This window comes from Roseisolibacter agri, assembly GCF_030159095.1.
Classification (GTDB): Bacteria; Gemmatimonadota; Gemmatimonadetes; order Gemmatimonadales; family Gemmatimonadaceae; genus Roseisolibacter; species Roseisolibacter agri.
Genome location: NZ_BRXS01000005.1, coordinates 102,269 through 117,782, shown reverse-complemented (window position 1 = coordinate 117,782; position 15,514 = coordinate 102,269). Strand labels below are relative to the sequence as shown.

14 protein-coding genes are annotated in these 15,514 nt (G+C 73.3%); 11 read left to right on the top strand and 3 right to left on the bottom strand.

The genetic code is table 11. From position 1 onward, the window contains the following. The first annotated feature begins 66 nt into the window (after nucleotides 1–66). The 7 genes from sufC to rosag_RS16080 all read left to right on the top strand — a co-directional run bounded on the left by sufC (nucleotide 67) and on the right by rosag_RS16080 (nucleotide 5,803). Nucleotides 67–819: a Fe-S cluster assembly ATPase SufC gene (sufC, locus tag rosag_RS16110; RefSeq protein ID WP_284351179.1), complete on the top strand. Its 753-nt coding sequence runs from the start codon at nucleotides 67–69 to the stop codon at nucleotides 817–819. Further along, nucleotides 816–2,207 carry a Fe-S cluster assembly protein SufD gene (sufD, locus tag rosag_RS16105; RefSeq protein ID WP_284351178.1) on the top strand — a complete coding sequence of 464 codons (1,392 nt, stop codon included), beginning with the start codon at nucleotides 816–818 and terminating at the stop codon, nucleotides 2,205–2,207. Before sufC ends, sufD begins: the two co-directional genes overlap by 4 nt. A gap of 94 nt (nucleotides 2,208–2,301) precedes the next feature. Next, the gene (sufU, locus tag rosag_RS16100) at nucleotides 2,302–2,778 is read left to right on the top strand and encodes a Fe-S cluster assembly sulfur transfer protein SufU (protein WP_284351177.1); all 477 of its coding nucleotides are present in this window, start codon (nucleotides 2,302–2,304) and stop codon (nucleotides 2,776–2,778) included. Beyond that, entirely contained in the window at nucleotides 2,775–3,104 is a 330-nt protein-coding gene (locus rosag_RS16095; RefSeq protein ID WP_284351176.1) for a Rieske (2Fe-2S) protein, read from the top strand. The genes sufU (rosag_RS16100) and rosag_RS16095 overlap by 4 nt, the downstream gene beginning before the upstream one ends. Continuing rightward, entirely contained in the window at nucleotides 3,079–4,341 is a 1,263-nt protein-coding gene (locus rosag_RS16090; protein ID WP_284351175.1) for a SufS family cysteine desulfurase, read from the top strand. Before rosag_RS16095 ends, rosag_RS16090 begins: the two co-directional genes overlap by 26 nt. Before the next feature lie 9 nt (nucleotides 4,342–4,350). After that, nucleotides 4,351–4,821 (top strand): Fe-S cluster assembly sulfur transfer protein SufU, encoded by a 471-nt coding sequence (gene sufU, locus rosag_RS16085; RefSeq protein WP_284351174.1) that lies wholly within the window; start codon nucleotides 4,351–4,353, stop codon nucleotides 4,819–4,821. A gap of 106 nt (nucleotides 4,822–4,927) precedes the next feature. Further along, nucleotides 4,928–5,803, top strand: coding sequence for a serine/threonine-protein kinase (locus rosag_RS16080; protein ID WP_284351173.1), 876 nt, complete (start codon nucleotides 4,928–4,930; stop codon nucleotides 5,801–5,803). A gap of 133 nt (nucleotides 5,804–5,936) precedes the next feature. Here rosag_RS16080 and rosag_RS16075 read toward each other — a convergent pair whose 3' ends face one another. The 3 genes from rosag_RS16075 to rosag_RS16065 form a co-directional block, all read right to left on the bottom strand. Then, on the bottom strand, nucleotides 5,937–6,710 hold the full coding sequence (locus rosag_RS16075) for a hypothetical protein (RefSeq protein ID WP_284351172.1): 774 nt from the start codon (nucleotides 6,708–6,710) through the stop codon (nucleotides 5,937–5,939). Between the two features lie 78 nt (nucleotides 6,711–6,788). Then, complete coding sequence (locus tag rosag_RS16070) at nucleotides 6,789–9,605, bottom strand: protein kinase domain-containing protein (RefSeq protein WP_284351171.1); 2,817 nt, start codon at nucleotides 9,603–9,605, stop codon at nucleotides 6,789–6,791. A gap of 7 nt (nucleotides 9,606–9,612) precedes the next feature. Continuing rightward, nucleotides 9,613–10,164 carry a sigma-70 family RNA polymerase sigma factor gene (locus tag rosag_RS16065; RefSeq protein ID WP_284351170.1) on the bottom strand — a complete coding sequence of 184 codons (552 nt, stop codon included), beginning with the start codon at nucleotides 10,162–10,164 and terminating at the stop codon, nucleotides 9,613–9,615. Nucleotides 10,165–10,319: 155 nt separating this feature from the next. Between rosag_RS16065 and rosag_RS16060 the strand changes: the two genes are divergently transcribed. From rosag_RS16060 to rosag_RS16045, 4 genes are all read left to right on the top strand, one after another. Next, on the top strand, nucleotides 10,320–11,057 hold the full coding sequence (locus rosag_RS16060; RefSeq protein ID WP_284351169.1) for a PEP-CTERM sorting domain-containing protein: 738 nt from the start codon (nucleotides 10,320–10,322) through the stop codon (nucleotides 11,055–11,057). 308 nt (nucleotides 11,058–11,365) lie between these two features. Then, nucleotides 11,366–12,841, top strand: a complete 1,476-nt coding sequence (locus rosag_RS16055; protein ID WP_284351168.1) for a M16 family metallopeptidase — start codon at nucleotides 11,366–11,368, stop codon at nucleotides 12,839–12,841. A gap of 2 nt (nucleotides 12,842–12,843) precedes the next feature. Further along, nucleotides 12,844–14,352 (top strand): M16 family metallopeptidase, encoded by a 1,509-nt coding sequence (locus rosag_RS16050; protein WP_284351167.1) that lies wholly within the window; start codon nucleotides 12,844–12,846, stop codon nucleotides 14,350–14,352. A 287-nt stretch (nucleotides 14,353–14,639) separates the two neighbouring features. After that, nucleotides 14,640–15,356 (top strand): endonuclease III domain-containing protein, encoded by a 717-nt coding sequence (locus tag rosag_RS16045; RefSeq protein ID WP_284351166.1) that lies wholly within the window; start codon nucleotides 14,640–14,642, stop codon nucleotides 15,354–15,356. The last annotated feature ends 158 nt before the right edge of the window (nucleotides 15,357–15,514 follow it).

Genomic DNA, 15,514 nt, shown 5'->3' with positions numbered 1-15,514 from the left:
GACGCTCACCGCTCGACGCTCGCTCCACGTTCGAAGTCGCGTCCCATTTCCATAGAGATCCTCCCCGTGCTCGATATCAAGAATCTGACGGCCACCGTCGGCGACAAGCAGATCCTCAACGGCATCTCCCTGACCGTGCGGCCGGGCGAGGTGCACGCCATCATGGGCCCCAACGGCTCGGGCAAGAGCACGCTCGCGCAGGTGCTGGCCGGCCACCCCGCGTACGAGGTGACGGGCGGCGAGGTCACGTTCGACGGCCGCGACCTGCTGGAGATGGAGGCCGAGGAGCGCGCGCAGGCGGGCGTGTTCCTGGCGTTCCAGTACCCGGTCGAGATCCCCGGCGTCTCCAACGCCTACTTCCTGCGCGCCGCGTACAACGAGATGCGCAAGGCGCGCGGCGAGGACGAGGTCGATCCGCTCGAGTTCCTCGACATCGTCGAGGAGCGCGCGAAGCTGGTCGAGATGGACCCGGCGTTCCTCAACCGCTCGGTGAACACGGGCTTCTCGGGCGGCGAGAAGAAGCGCAACGAGATCCTGCAGATGGCGGTGCTGGCGCCGAAGCTGGCGATCCTCGACGAGACCGACTCGGGGCTCGACATCGACGCGCTGCGCATCGTGGCCGACGGCGTGAACTCGCTGAAGCGCCCCGACAACGCGACGATCGTCGTCACGCACTACCAGCGCCTGCTGAACTACATCGTGCCCGACTACGTGCACGTGCTGGCGGGCGGCCGCATCGTGAAGAGCGGCGGCAAGGAGCTGGCGCTGGAGCTCGAGGCGAAGGGCTACGACTGGCTGCTCGAGGGGGCGACGGCGTGATCACCGAGACGCAGCAGAGCCTCGCGCAGGCGGTCGTCGCCAGCGCGCAGGCCGACGCCGCGGCCGCGCCGGGCCAGTCGCTGGCGCTTCCCGACGTCTACGCCGCCGAGCTGGGCGCGTCGATCGCGGCCGCCGAGGCGAACGGCCCGTCGTGGCTCGCCGACCTGCGCCGCGCCGGCGCGGCCGCCGCGCGCGCGCAGGGCTTCCCGACCACCAAGCACGAGGACTGGCACTACACGTCCACCGCCGCGCTGGCGGAGGCCGGGTATCCGACGCTCGCCAGCGCCTCGGGCGCGGTGACGGCGGCGGACCTCGCGCCGTACACGTTCGGGCACGACGAGTGGCCGACGGTGGTGTTCGTGAACGGACGCTTCGACGCGTCGCGCTCGACGCTCGACCGCCTGCCGGAGGGCGTGCGCGTGCTGCCCCTGGCGCAGGCGCTCGGCGAGGAGCCCGAGACGCTGGAGCGCGTGCTCGGCAAGATCGCGACGCCGGACGCGCAGCCGTTCGTGGCGCTGAACCAGGGGCTGTTCGTCGACGGCGCGCTGCTGGTGGTGCAGAAGGAGATGGAGGCCGACGTCCCCGTCCACCTGCTGTACGTCACCGACGCGTCGGGCGCGCGCGGCGCGACGCACCCGCGCACCGTGATCGTCGCCGAGCGGCACTCGAAGGTGACGGTGATCGAGAGCCACGTGGGGCTGGGCGACGCGGCGTACCTCGCGAACCCGGTGACGGAGGTCGAGGTCGCGGACGGCGCGACGGTGCACCACGTCCTGCAGCAGCGGCAGAGCCAGCGCGCGTTCCACCTCGCGCACGTCGAGGCGCGGCAGGGGCGCGACAGCCACTTCGTGCAGTTCTCGTTCGCGATCGGCGGGCTGCTCTCGCGCACCAACGTCTACACGCTGCTGGGCGGCGAGGGGTGCGGCGCGACGCTGAACGGGCTGTACCTGCTGGACGGCGCGCAGCACTGCGACCATCAGACGCGCATCGAGCACGCGCAGCCGAACACGTACAGCCGGGAGCTCTACAAGGGGATCCTGGACGGGCAGTCGCACGGCGTGTTCAACGGCAAGGTGTACGTCCGCCCGGTGGCGCAGAAGACCGACGGCAAGCAGACGAACAACACGCTGCTGCTCTCGGAGCAGGCGCAGATCGACACGAAGCCGCAGCTGGAGATCTTCGCGGACGACGTGAAGTGCACGCACGGCGCGACGGTGGGCCGGCTGGACCAGACGGCGCTCTTCTACATGAAGAGCCGCGGCCTGACCGACGAGACGGCGCGCAAGCTCCTGACGTACGCCTTCGCGGCGGATGCGCTGGAGACGATCGAGCTGGAGGCGGTGCGGGACGGGCTGGAGGCCCTCACCATGGCACGCTACACCACGTGAGCGGCTGCGTGCATCGTGCTGCGTGCTGCGTGTCCGGCCACTCGGGACGCCCCTCACGCAGCACGCAGCACGTCACACGCAGCCGAGGAACGACATGAGTGATCTCACGGAGCTCTACCAGGCCGTCATCCTCGACCACAACCGCAAGCCCCGCAACCACGGGCAGCCGGAGCGGTTCGACGGGACGGCGGACGGGCGCAACACGCTGTGCGGCGACGCGCTGACGGTGTGGGTGGCGCTCGACGGCGACACGCTGGCCGACGTGCGCTTCGTCGGCGAGGGGTGCGCGATCTCCAAGGCGTCGGCGTCGCTCATGACGCAGGCGGTGAAGGGGAAGTCGCGCGCCGAGGCGGAGGCGCTGTTCGAGCGGTTCCACGCGCTCGTCACCGGGCGCGAGGCGCCGCCCGCCGACGGCGTCCGCGGGTCGCTCGGCCCCCTGGCCGCGCTGGCCGGCGTGTCGCGCTTCCCCATCCGCGTGAAGTGCGCGTCGCTGGCGTGGCACACGCTGAAGGCGGCGCTCGATGCGCCGGCGGACGCGGATGCATCGCACGCGCCGGTGACGACCGAATGACCGAGCCGCCCACCGGCTGGTCGCGCGCCGCGGCGCTGGCCGCGGTGTCGGAGGGCGGGCTGCTGGGCGTCGCGATCGGTGCGCGGCGCGTGTGCCTGACGCGGCAGGGCGACGCGGTCACGGCGCTCGACGACCGGTGCCCGCACGCCGAGTTCTCGCTGTCGGCCGGCGAGCTGCTGGCCGACGGCAGCGTGGAGTGCGCCTGGCACGGCGCGCGCTTCGACCGCGCCACCGGCGCGGTGCTTCAGGGGCCGGCCTGCGATCCGGTTCCCGTGTACGACGTCCTCCTCCTCGACGGTGATGTCCACGTCCGCCTCGATCCTTAGCGCCACCATCACGGGCGCCCACGTGGAGCCCGTCGCATCGCGCGACGCCTTCCCGCTCCTCGCCGCCGACCCCGCGCTCCACTACCTGGACTCGGCCGCGACGGCGCAGAAGCCGCGCGTGGTGCTGGACGCGCTGCGCGACTACTACGAGACCGCGAACGCGAACCCGCACCGCGGCGCGTACCGCCTGAGCGTGGCTGCGACCGAGGCGTACCACGCGGCGCGCGCGCGCGTGGCGCGCTTCGTCGGGCTCGCGGACGCCGACTGCCTGCTGTTCGTGCGCGGCACGACCGAGGCGATGAACCTCGTGACCGGCAGCTGGGGCCGCGCGAACGTCGGCGCGGGCGACGAGGTCGTGGTGACGGCGATGGACCACCACGCGACGTTCGTGGCGTGGCAGCAGCTCGCGCGCGCGCAGGGCGCGACGTTCCGCATCGCGGAGCTGACGCCCGACGGGCGCGTGGACCTGGAGCACCTCGCGTCGCTCGTCAACGCGCGCACGAAGGTCGTCGCCTTCCCGCACGTCTCGAACGCGCTCGGCACCGTGAACCCGGTGCGCGAGATCGTGGCCCTCGTCCGCGAGCGGTCGAACGCGGTCCTGGTGTGCGACGGCGCGCAGGGCGTCCCGCACCTGCCGGTGGACTTCGACCGACTGGGCGTGGACTTCTACGCGTTCAGCGGGCACAAGGTCGGCGGGCCGATGGGGATCGGCGCGCTGCTGGGCCGCCGCGCGCTGCTGGAGGCGATGCCGCCCTGGCAGTACGGCGGCGACATGATCGCCGTCGTCGGCGACCAGGAGACGACGTGGAATGCGCTCCCGCACAAGTTCGAGGCGGGGACGCCGAACGTCGGCGACGCGGTGGGGCTGGCCGCGGCCTGCGACTTCCTGGCGGGGCTCGGGATGGACGCGGTGATCGCGCACGAGCGCGCGCTGGTGCGGCTGGCGATGGCGCGCCTCGCCGAGATCGAGGGCCTGACGGTGCATGGCCCGGCAGCCGACCAGCGCAGCGGCGTCGTCAGCTTCTCGATGGCCGACGTGCATCCGCACGACCTGGCGACGATCCTGGACGAGCGCGGCGTGTGCATCCGCGCCGGGCACCACTGCGCGCAGCCGCTGATGCGGCGGCTGGGCGTGCCGGCGACCGCGCGGGCGTCGTTCTGGGTCTACAGCGACGCGGGCGACGTGGACGCGCTCGTGGACGGGCTGCAGGCGGCCCGCCGCCTGTTCGGGGCCTGAGGAGGGCCGATGGCCGGCGTCCCCACCCCCGAGGCGGCCGAGGGCCGGACGGAGGCCCAGCTCGCGGCCATCTACCAGGAGCTGATCCTCGACCACTACCGGCGGCCGCGGAACAAGGGGGCCCTCGAGGCGCCCGACGCGTCCGCCGAGCGGCGCAATCCGCTCTGCGGCGACGAGATCGTGCTCCAGCTGGCGTTCGACGGGGACGTCGTGCGGGAGGCGCGCTTCACCGGGCGCGGCTGCTCGATCTCGCAGGCCTCGGCGTCGATGCTGACGCAGGCGCTGCGGGGGCGCACGCGGGCCGAGGCGGACGCGCTGCTGCGCCGCTTCACCGCCCTGGTGCATGGGGACGCCGAGGCGGCACGGGACGGGGCGCTGGGGGAATTGCGGGCGCTGCAGGGGGTGGCGCGGTTCCCGGCGCGGATCCGCTGCGCGACGCTGGCGTGGAGCGCGCTGGACGAGGCGCTGCGGGACGCGTAGGCTTGCGCGTAGGCTTGCGTGTAGCCACACCCAGGGCGTTGCGTGGACCGGTTGCCGGCCGTCCTCCCGCCGTCGTCCGCCGTCTCCGCCGTCTCCCGCCCGTCCCGTGAGCCTCATCCACGCGATCGAACGCCGCCTTCCCAGCGGCTACCGCATCCAGGACCAGATCGGGTCGGGTGCGACGTCGTGGGTCTACGTGGCGCGGCATGAGGGGAACGCCGCGCCGCCGCTGGTCGTGAAGGCGCTGCACCCGGGGCTCTCCAAGGAGGCGAGCGTCGACCGCTTCGCGCGCGAGATGCAGATCCTGCGCTCGCTCGACCACCCGCGGATCGTCCCGCTGCTGGAAGCGGGCGAGGCCGATGGCTCGCTGTTCTTCACGATGCCCTACGTCACGGGAGCGACGCTGGCCGAGCTGCTGCGCTCGCACGGGCCGCTCTCCGTGCACGATGCGCTGATCGTGGCGCGCGACCTGGTGGAGGCGCTGGGGCACGCGCACGGCCGCGGGGTCGTCCACCGGGACGTGAAGCCGGCCAACGTGCTGGTCGACACCGAGGGGCGGGCGCTGCTGATCGACTTCGGCTTCGCGAGCGCGCCCGGCCTGACGACGCCGAACGCGGCGGCGCAGGACGCGCGGCTCGCGATCGGGACGCCGGAGTACATCAGCCCCGAGCAGGTCACGGGGAAGCGCGCGGAGGACTGGCGGAGCGACTTCTTCTCGCTCGCCTGCGTGCTGCAGGAGATGCTGACCGGACGGCCGCCGTTCACCGGGGGCGCGGCGCGGGCGGTGATGCAGCGCCGGATGACCGAGCCGCCGGAGGACATCCGCGCGCTGCGGGCGGACGTGCCGGACGAGGTGATCGCGATCGTGCGCCGGAACCTCGCCGTGTCGCCGAACGACCGGATGGCGACGGCGGGCTTCTTCCGGATGGCGCTCGAGGCGGCGATCGAGCGGCTGGACACGCCGGCGGCAGCAGAGCCCTGAGTCGGCGCGCCGGACCCGGACGAGCGAACGGCATTCGACAGGATTGGACGGATTAGACGGACAAGATCGGATTGCTCTCCGTGTGGCAGCGCGGTGCCGTGCGCCGTGAGGAGCGTACATCAATCTCGTCCGTTCAATCCGTCTGATCCTGTCTGCTCTTGTCGTTCGAGCCCCGCGCGTCGCCGGCGACCATGCGCGCGAAGTCGAGCTGCGCCCGGTCGCGCAGCGCGTCGCGCATGAAGCGGAACTGGTAGTAGCCGTACTTCAGCGGCTCGCGGCCGAGCGCCTGGTAGTTGGCGCCGAAGTAGGCGACGGCGTCCTCGCCCGCCGGCGTGGGGTCCGGCAGCGTCGCGGCCGCGTGCGCGGCGAGCCGCTCCAGCTCCGCGAGGAGCGCCTCCCCGCCGGGCTGCGTGCGCCAGAACGCGACCGCGAGGCGGTTCGCGACGTTCTCGTTCTCGTAGAGCGTGCGCTCGCGGCGGTTCGCGCGCGCCTGGAACCAGTGCCCCGCCTCGTGCGCGATCAGGAAGCGGTTGAAGAAGGCGCGGAACAGGTGCTCGGCCTCCGCATCCCCACCGCCCGCGAAGGCGCGGAACGCCGCGCGCATCTCGGGCGGCGTGGTCTCCCACCACGGCACGGTGATCTGGTTCGAGCTGCCGGTGAAGAAGATCAGCTGCGGCGTGTCGCGGACCTGCACCGTGGGCGCGTCGGCCAGCGGCCCGCCGCGCGCGCGCGAGACCTCCGCGGCGAACGCCCGCACGACCGACTGCGCATCCGCGCGGAACGCCGCCGTGTCGGTGTGGACCGGCACCACGACCGCCGCGGTGGACGTGGACGCGCGCGGCGCGCCGGCCGCGCAGCCGACGGCGAGCAGCGCACCGGCGAGGGGCAGGACGCGGATCGAGCGCATGAGCGGCACGGGTGCGGGCGACGGCGACCAGGTGGGCGCGCGAACTTCCGCCACCACGGCGCGAGCCGCAAGCCGTCGCTAGACGCGCGGCGGCCCGCAGCGCCCGACCGCCGCGATCGACGCCTCGAGCCGCGGCGCATCGACCGGACGCAGCTTCCCGTCCCGCCGCAACGCGGTCCACACGTCGAGCCCGCGCCGGCGCACGTCGCACGCGGCCCGCGCGTCCCCGAGCGCGGCGTGCGCGGCCGCCAGCTCGTCCAGGCGCAGCGCCAGCCGCCCGCGCATCAGCGCGTTGCGCGGCGCGGCCACCGCCGCGCGCTCGCCCAGCGCGACCGCGCGCTCGTGCGCGGCGAGCGCCGCGCGTGGATCGCCGAGCGCGGTGTGCGCCTGCCCGACGAAGGCGTGGCTGACCGCGAGGTCCTCCAGCTCGCGCGCCGCGGCCGCCGTGTCGCGCTCCGCGCGCGCCTGCAGCGCCATCGCGCGGCGCGCCGTCGCCATCGCGCCGCGCGCGTCGCCCGCCCCCAGCTGCGCCTCGGCCAAGGACTGCAGCGAGAACGCGAGGTCGCGGCGGTTCTCGGCGTTGCCGGTGTCGGCGGCCGTGCGCGCCTCCTCCAGCGCGAGCGCGCGGCGTCCCGTCCCGACCGCCGCGGGCGCGTCGCCGGCGCGCGCGAGGTGCCGCGTGAGCGCGTTGAGCGTCACCGCGAGGTCGCGCTGCGCCATCACGTTGCGCGGATCGGCGGCCGCCAGCGCCTCCAGCAGCGGCACGCTGCGGCGCAGGTCGCGCGCGGCCTCCGCGTGCAGCCCGAAGTCGCCGAGGATCAGCTGCAGCCCCTGGTACGCGCCGAGCAGGTCGTGCTGGTAGACGACGTCGTCGGGCCGCGCCTTCACGCCCACCTCGTGCAGCCGCACCGAGCGCCGCAGCCGCGCGAGCGCGGTGTCGGCCGCGCCGTTGGCGCGCGCGAGCATGCCGCCGTACAGCAGCACGCGCCCCAGGGCGACGCTCCGCTCGACGTCGTGCGGGGTGGCGGCGAGCAGCGCCTCGCGGATGGCGATCGCGCGCGCATAGTGCGCGCTGGCGCCGTGCGGGTCGCCGAGGTTGGCGAAGCCCTCCATCCCCTTCACGTCGCCCAGCCGCTGCTCGACGAGCGCCTGCTCGCGCGTGTGCCCGGTGTCGCGCGGCGCGGCCGCGACCACGCGCACGAGGACCGCGGCCGCGCGCTCGTAGCTCGCGAGCGCGGCGCGCAGCGAGTCCACCGTGTACTGCAGGTCGCCGACCTCGCGCAGGCTCCCGGCCAGCTCGCGCTGCAGCAGCGTGTCGGTGGGCGACGCGGCGGCCAGCCGCTCGCGGATCGCGAGCGCGCGGCGCGTGCTGGCCAGCCCGCCCGCCGTGTTGCCGAGGTTCTGGAAGTACGAGTTGCCCTGGATGCGGCCGATGCGCTCGTACGCCGCGGCCAGCTCGCGCTCCAGCGACGCGTCGCGCGCGTCGTCCGCACCCACCGTGCCCGAGAGCCGATCGAGGTACTCGAGCGCGCGCGTCACGACCAGCTCGCGCGCGGGCGTCGCGCCGGCCAGCGGCTCGATCGCGTCGTGCACCTCGAACACGAGCGAGTTCGCGAGCCGCCGCAGGTCCGCGAACCGCTGCTCCGCGCGCGCCCGCTCGGCCCGCGCGACGCGCGCCTGCCACGCGGCGACGGCGAGCCCGCCGGCGAGCGACGCGACCACGAGCGACGCCGCGGCCACGCCGGCGGCGTTGCGGCGCACGAACTTCGTCGCCCGGTAGCGCCACGTGTCCGGGCGCGCGATCACCGGCCGCCCGTCGAGGAAGCGGCGCACGTCCTCGGCCAGCTGCTGCGCGGAGACGTAGCGGCGCGCCGCGTCCTTGTGCATCGCCTTGGCGACGATCGTGTCGAGGTCGCGCGGCAGCCGCGGCGACGCGACGCTGGGACGCGGCGGCTCCACCTCGCACACGACGCGCGCGACGTCGTGCGGGCTGTGGCTGGGGAAGTCGTACGGGCGCTTCCCGGTCAGCAGCTCGTACAGCAGCACGCCGAGCGAGTAGACGTCGCTGAGGGTGCTGATGGGGGCGCCGCGCGCCTGCTCGGGGCTCGCGTACTCGGGCGTCATCGCGCGCGGCGCGCCCGCGGCCAGCGTCGACGCCTGCTCGTGATCCGCATCGAGCAGCCGCGCCAGCCCGAAGTCGAGCAGCTTGGGCGTGCCGTCGGCGGTGACGAGGATGTTGCCCGGCTTGATGTCGCGGTGGATGACGAGGTGCTGGTGCGCGAAGTGGACCGCGCCGCACACGGTGTGGAAGAGGCGCAGCCGATCGGCCACCGACAGCGCGCGCGCGCGGCACCACGCGTCGATCGGCTGGCCGTCGATGTACTCCATCACGAAGTACGGCAGCCCGTCGTCGGTGCTGCCGCCGTCCAGCAGCCGCGCGACGTGCGGATGGTCGAGCGTCGCGAGGATCTGCCGCTCGTGGCGGAAGCGCCGCACGATCGCGTCGGTGTCCATGCCGCGCTTCACGAGCTTGACGGCGACCTGCTTCCGGTACGCGTCGTCGTCGCGCACCGCGAGATAGACGGTGCCCATGCCGCCGCGTCCGATCTCGCGCAGCAGGCGGTAGCTTCCCGCGCGCCGCCCCGCGTACGCCGACGCCTCGTCGGGCAGCGCGTCGCCGGCCGCGTCGAGCGCGGTGCGCGCGAGGAAGTCGTCCGCGTCGTCGTGCGCCGAGAGCAGCGACGCGACCTCGGCGCGCAGCGCGGCATCGTCGCCGCATGCGTCGTCGAGGAAGGCGTCACGTTCCGCGGGCGCGCGCTCCAGCGCGTCGCCGAACAGCGCCCTGATCCGCGCCCAGCGCGCGGCCGATGCGGTGCCCGCTCCCGTCGCGCTCATGCGCGGCTCACGCGGCGTGCAGCTCGCGGCGCAGCCACGCCCGCGCCACCGTCCAGTCGCGCTTCACCGTGGCGGGCGAGACGCCCAGCACCTCGGCCGTCTCGTCGATGCCCAGGCCGCCGAAGAAGCGCAGCTCCACCACGCGGCTGGCGCGCGCGTCCACCGCGGCCAGCGTCTCGAGCGCGCCGTCGAGCGCGACGAGGTCCACGTCGTCGGCCTCCAGCACGCGCACCGCCTCGTCGAGCGCGACGCGCGGCGCGTCCCCGCCCCGCTTGGCCGCCCGGCGCGCCACGGCGTGGTTCACGAGGATGCGGCGCATCATCTCGGCGGCGACGCCGAGGACCTGCGCGCGGTTCTGCCAGTCCACGCAGCGCTGGCCGACGAGGCGGAGGTAGGCCTCGTGGACGAGCGCGGTCGGCTGGAGGGTGTGCCCGTCCGCCTCGGCGCGCAGATAGGCGCCGGCCATCCGCCGCAGCTCGTCGTAGACGAGGGGGAAGCAGGCATCGAGGTCCGGCGGGGCGGCCGGACGGCCGTCGAGGGGAGGGGCGTCCTGCGACATGGCGTCTGGGCGGGAGCGGCCGCGAGGCGTCGGCGGCCGAGTGCGCACGAACATGAACGAACCGTGAGCCAAACTGCCGCGATTATCGGCGTTGGCAGGGTGAGACGCCAGATCGGCCTCACAGGTCACCCCGCCACCCGCCGCAGGAGCTCCCGATGCCCGCGATCCGCCACGCCGCCTCCGCCCTCGCCCTGACCGGTCTGCTGGCCGCGCCCGCCGCCGCCCAGACGTGGGACGCCCGCGCCGACTTCAGCCCGACGACCAACCCGAACGGCGCCTGGACCTACGGCTACGCGACGGCGGTCGGCACGCCGGGCGCCCCCGCGGCGGTCACGGTCCACACGAGCACGAGCACCACGGCCGACGTCCACTCGTGGTTCACGAGCGGCCTGTGTGGCGACAACACCCCCGCGGTCGCGAAGAACCTGGGGGCGACGGCGTTCACGTACGGCGGGTCGGGGAACATCGGCGCCGGGGAGCTCGTCCTGCACCCGGGGTGCAGCAACCAGTACAGCGTCGTCCGGTTCACGGCGCCGGCCGCCGGCTTCACGCCGGGCGCGTACGACCTGATGGCGAGCTTCCGCGGCGCGGACATCGGGTACCGCACCATCGGCCTGTACCTGAACGGGTCGGCGCTGTTCGAGGACTTCCTGAACGGGGGCGCCACCGCCAGCTGGACGGGCGCGCGCGTGCTGGCCGCGGGGGACGTCGTGGACCTCGTGGTCGGCGCGGCGGGCGACTACCGGTTCGACCAGACGGGGGCGAACCTGACGATCAGCGCCGTCTCGGCGCCCGTGTCGGCGGTGCCGGAGCCGGGCACCTGGGCGCTGCTGGCGACGGGGCTGGTCGCGGTGGGCAGCATCGCGCGCCGCCGGCGGGTGGTCGCGGGCTAACGTCCCGTTTCCCTTTGGAGAGGATACGGATGCTCCGGATGCGACGGATCGTGCGGATCGCTCCGCTCGGGCGCAGAGGACGTCGCGCTTCGGGGGACGATCCGGAGCATCCGCTTCATCCGGAGGATCCGCATCCTCCCCAATAGGCACATCGGTCCGGCGCCGGTCGCCGTGTTGACGAGCTTTTTCAGGCGGCGCCCTGGCGCTGACCCGGAGGGTGCGTCCATCGTCATCTGCCGGACTCCCGGAGCCGGGAGCGCCGCAGGCAGGTCCACGTTGGCACGTCCACCCCTCACGTCCCGGACTGCATGTCGTCCCCCCTTCCCCCGCGCGCCCGCTGGCCGCGCACGCGCCGGCCGCTCGCCGCGCTGGCCCCGGCCGCGCTGGCGCTGACCGCGCTCGTCGCGCTGCCCGGCGCCGCGCGCGCGCAGGCGGGCGCCGCGAGCGCGCGCGTCGCCGCGCCGCGCATCCCGCACACCAAGTTCACGCTCCCCAACGGCCTCACGGTCGTGACGCACGAGGACCACTCGGCCCCCGTGGCGACCGTCAGCGTGCACTACAAGGTGGGCTCCAAGCACGAGAAGCCCGGCCGCACCGGCTTCGCGCACCTCTTCGAGCACATCATGTTCGAGGGGTCGCAGAACGTGCCCGAGGGGTCGTTCGACAAGTACCTGGAGTCCGCCGGCGCCAACAACAACGGCACCACCGACAACGACCGCACGCTCTACTACGAGAGCATGCCGTCGAACGCGCTCGAGACCGCGCTCTGGCTCGAGTCCGACCGCCTCGGCTTCCTGCTGCCGACGCTCGACCAGAAGAAGCTCGACGGCCAGCGCGACATCGTGAAGAACGAGCGCCGCCTGCGCGTCGACAACCAGCCGTTCGGCTCGCGCTTCGAGGTCGTGAGCGCCGCGATCTACCCGGCCGGCCATCCGTACTCGTGGCCCGTCATCGGCTCGATGCGCGACCTGTCCGACGCGACGCTCGACGACGTGAAGGACTTCTTCCGCACGTACTACACGCCGAACAACACCGTCCTCGTGGTGGCCGGCGACATCGATCCCGCGAAGGTGCGCCAGCAGGTCACGCGCTACTTCGGCGACATCCCGCGCGGCCCCGCGCTCACGCGCCCCAAGATCGCGCCCGTGACGCTGGCGGCCGAGAAGCGCCTGGTGCTCGAGGACAGCAAGGCGCGCCTGCCGCAGATCGCCTTCACCTGGCCGTCGGTCGGCATCCGCAGCAACGACGACGCGCCGCTCACCGCGCTGTCGCGCGTGCTGACGCAGGACCGCACGAGCCGCCTCACCAAGCTGCTCGTCTACGACCGCCAGCTGGCGACCAACGTCGGCGCGTTCCAGGGCAGCAACGAGGACGTCGGCGAGTTCACCATCAACGTCACGCCGCGCCCCGGTGCGTCGCTGACCGAGATCGAGCGCCTCGTCGACAGCGTCGTGACGGGCCTCGTCGCCGCGCCGCCGACGGCCGCGGAGGTGGAGCGCTACAAGAACTTCTTCGCCGTCAGCACGATCACCGGCCTGCAGTCGGTGTTCGGCAAGGCGACCACGCTCGGCGAGAGCGAGCTGTATTTCGGCGACCCGGAGCACTTCCGGAAGGACCTCACGGACGCGCTGGCGGTGACGCCGGCCGACGTGCACCGCGTCGCGCGCCAGTACCTGTCGAAGGGGCGCATCGTGCTGAGCATGGTGCCCGCCGGACAGCTGACCCTCGTCTCGAAGCCCGACCTCCCGTACGTGAACGTGACCCCCAAGCCCGCGGTGCAGTGAGCATGGCGCCCCACACGACCCTCCGCGCCGCGCTGCTGCTGACGGCCTTCGCGCTCCCGCTCTCGGCCCAGCAGGCGCCGCGCGTCACCAAGGACGGCCCGGCGCGCCCGGCCGCCCAGCCGCCGCGCACCAGCGGCCTCGATCGCAGCAAGCCGCCCACGCTCCCGCCCACGCCGCAGCTGCGCGTGCCGGTGATCGAGACGCGCACGCTGAGCAACGGCATCACCGTCGCCGTGCTCGAGAACCACGAGATCCCCGTCGTGAACGTCCGCGCGCTGATGGACGCGCCGGCCGTGCTCGACCCGCAGGGCAAGGAGGGCGTCGCCGCGCTCACCTTCGCGATGCTGTCGGAAGGCACCAAGACGCGGACGGCCGAGCAGCTGGCGGACGCGTTCGCGGAGCTGGGGACGACCGTGTCGCCGACCGGCTTCCTGACGATCACGAAGAACGTCGATCCCGCGCTGGAGCTGATGCGCGACCAGCTGTGGGAGCCGTCGTTCCCGCAGGCCGCGCTCGACCGCATCCGCGCCAACCAGGTCGCGAACCTGCGCCGCCTGAAGGACCAGCCGACGTACCTCGCGGGCCGCGTGCTCGCCAACGCGCTGTACGGCACCGGCCATCCGTACGAGCGCTCGACGTCCGAGGCGAGCCTCGGCGCGATCACGCGCGACGACCTGGTGGCGTTCCACTCGACGTACGTGCGGCCGCAGAACGTGAAGTTCGTGGTGGCCGGCGACATCACGCCCGCGCAGGCGATGGAGAAGCTGGAGCGCGTGTTCGGCAAGTGGCCGGCGGGCGGGCAGAAGGCGCGCTACGAGGTGCCGGCGCCCACGCCCCTCGCGCAGACCACGATCTACCTGTTCGACCGTCCGAGCTCGACGCAGAGCGTGATCTACGCGGCGTCCACGGGCCCGCGCCGCGACGTCCCCGAGTACTACGCGCTCGACCTCGCGAACACGGTGCTCGGCGGCTCGTTCCTGAGCCGGCTCAACTCGAACCTGCGCGAGACGCACGGCTACGCCTACGGCGCGGGCTCGGGCTTCACGTATCGCCGCCGTCCGGAGATCGGGCAGTTCACGGCGAGCGCGCAGGTGCAGACCGACAAGACGGATTCGTCGGTGGTCGAGATCATGAACGAGCTGCGCGGCATCGCGGGCGGCCGCCCGGTGACGCAGGCGGAGTTCGACCTCGCGATGAGCAACGCGGTGAAGGGGCTGCCGCTCGCGTTCGAGACGGTGAGCCAGATCGCCGGCGCCGCGACGACGATCCTGCAGGACTCGCTGCCGCTCGACTACTACTCGACGATCTCGCAGAAGTACGAGGCGGTGACGGTGGCCGACGTGAACGCGGCCGCGAAGCGGTACATCGATCCGGGCAAGCTGGCGATCGTGATCGTCGGCGACCGCAAGCAGATCGAGCAGAAGCTGCGCGCGCTGAACGTCGCGCCCGTGGTGGTCGTCGATGAGCAGGCGAAGCCGCTGCCGGCGAGCGGAGGCGGGTCCGGGCGCTGATCCGGCGTCCACGCGCCGGACCCGAACGGCAACGGCAGCAAGGATAAGATCGGACAAGATCGGACAATGACGGATGGCTCCGTGTGGTGCGAGATCCCTCGCCACCCGTGGAGCCATCCGTCGTCATCAGACCTTCTCGGACTTTCATCCTTGCAGCCGTTGCCGTTCGTGGTTCCGCAGTCTCGCGGATCGCCTCCCGGCGGCCCACGTCGTGCCATCCGTCACGTCGGGTGTGACGGGAGGCGAGGGTGGCGGAGACGGAACGGACGGCGAGGCGGACGCGCGCGGTGCGCGGCCCGGTGGTGGACGACGCGACGCGCGCGAAGGTGCTCGTGGTGCACGAGCGATTGTGCGCGGCCTACGGCTGCCCGATCGCCTTCTTCCACGACCTGGACCCGCTGAGCGAGCTGGTCTCGTCGCTGCTGTCGCACCGCACGAAGAACAGCGACTCGGGGCGCGCGTTCCGGCAGCTCCGGGCGCGCTTCCCGGACTGGACGGCGGTGTGCGACGCGCCCACGGCCGAGGTCGAGGCGGCGATCGCGCCGGTGACGTGGCCGGAGCAGAAGGCGCCGCGCCTCCAGGCGGTGCTGCGCGCGATCGCGGAGCGGCGGGGCGCGCTGGACGCGCACGCGCTCGACTTCCTGGCCGATCTCTCCGTGCCCGAAGCCCGCGCCTGGCTGGAGACGATCCCGGGCATCGGCCCGAAGACGAGCGCCGCGGTGCTGCTGTTCAGCCGCCTGCGGATGCCCGCGCTCCCGGTGGACAGCCACCACCACCGCGTGGCGGTGCGGCTGGGGCTGATCCCCGCGAGCATCGACGTGGGCCCCGCGCACGCCTGGCTGGAGGCGCAGCTGCCGTCCGACTGGGATGCCCAGACGGTCTACGACAACCACGAGGCGCTGATGCTCCACGGGCAGCGCTGCTGCTTCCACCGGGACCCGGCGTGCGGGCGGTGTCCGGTGCTCGACCTCTGTCCGACGGGGCAGGCGCGGGTCCAGCGCTGAGCTGCGTGCTGCTGCGTGCTGCGTGGCCGGGTATCGACGCGCCGGACCCGAACGGCAAGGCATAAGATCGGATAAAGTCTGATGACGACAGATGGCTCCGTGTGGCGCGACGTTCCTCGCACCTGCATGGAGCCATCCGTCGTTATCCCATCTTCTCC

Excerpts from the sequence above, each read along its gene's own strand:
- sufU (WP_284351177.1), top strand. The coding sequence starts at position 2,302 with ATGAGTGATCTCACGGAGCTCTACCAGGCCGTCATCCTCGACCACAAC.
- rosag_RS16095 (WP_284351176.1), top strand. The coding sequence starts at position 2,775 with ATGACCGAGCCGCCCACCGGCTGGTCGCGCGCCGCGGCGCTGGCCGCG.
- rosag_RS16090 (WP_284351175.1), top strand. The coding sequence starts at position 3,079 with ATGTCCACGTCCGCCTCGATCCTTAGCGCCACCATCACGGGCGCCCAC.
- sufU (WP_284351174.1), top strand. The coding sequence starts at position 4,351 with ATGGCCGGCGTCCCCACCCCCGAGGCGGCCGAGGGCCGGACGGAGGCC.
- rosag_RS16075 (WP_284351172.1), bottom strand. The coding sequence starts at position 6,710 with ATGCGCTCGATCCGCGTCCTGCCCCTCGCCGGTGCGCTGCTCGCCGTC.
- rosag_RS16070 (WP_284351171.1), bottom strand. The coding sequence starts at position 9,605 with ATGAGCGCGACGGGAGCGGGCACCGCATCGGCCGCGCGCTGGGCGCGG.
- rosag_RS16065 (WP_284351170.1), bottom strand. The coding sequence starts at position 10,164 with ATGTCGCAGGACGCCCCTCCCCTCGACGGCCGTCCGGCCGCCCCGCCG.
- rosag_RS16060 (WP_284351169.1), top strand. The coding sequence starts at position 10,320 with ATGCCCGCGATCCGCCACGCCGCCTCCGCCCTCGCCCTGACCGGTCTG.
- rosag_RS16055 (WP_284351168.1), top strand. The coding sequence starts at position 11,366 with ATGTCGTCCCCCCTTCCCCCGCGCGCCCGCTGGCCGCGCACGCGCCGG.
- rosag_RS16050 (WP_284351167.1), top strand. The coding sequence starts at position 12,844 with ATGGCGCCCCACACGACCCTCCGCGCCGCGCTGCTGCTGACGGCCTTC.